This window comes from Mesorhizobium sp. M8A.F.Ca.ET.218.01.1.1 (assembly GCF_004791165.1).
Taxonomy (GTDB): Bacteria; Pseudomonadota; Alphaproteobacteria; order Rhizobiales; family Rhizobiaceae; genus Mesorhizobium.
Genome location: NZ_SRUZ01000081.1, coordinates 1 through 370, shown reverse-complemented (window position 1 = coordinate 370; position 370 = coordinate 1). Strand labels below are relative to the sequence as shown.

1 protein-coding gene is annotated in these 370 nt (G+C 58.9%); it reads right to left on the bottom strand.

The window, feature by feature from the left end; genetic code table 11:
- Positions 1 to 82: 82 nt before the first annotated feature.
- Positions 83 to 313, bottom strand: a complete 231-nt coding sequence (locus tag EN861_RS34480; protein WP_127228142.1) for a hypothetical protein — start codon at positions 311 to 313, stop codon at positions 83 to 85.
- Positions 314 to 370 lie beyond the last annotated feature (57 nt).

Here is a 370-nt window from a genome sequence, read left to right as displayed (position 1 = left end):
CGGCCTACATCACCGGGCAGAACATCCGTGTGGATGGGGGCATCACAAGGGCGCTGTAAGGCACCGACGTGGCCGCCTCAGATCATCCCGGCTTGCGGGAATTGATCACCCACAGCAAGGCTATCGAGGCTACCAGGACGATCGAATTGGCGACCAAGACGTTCCAGAAGCGCGTCGGATCGTCGGCCACGGCGATCCAGTGCTTCCAGCCGCGGATCTCGCCTGTCTTGATGCCGCAGGCAATGTTGTAGATCGCCAGCGCAGCGAGCGCCGCCATCAGAACAAAGAGGTCGTTGTTCTTGTTGCGATCCATGAGAGCGGCTTTTAACAGCGCCTGGTGAAATTTTACTTACCTTGGGTAAGGCGGCGA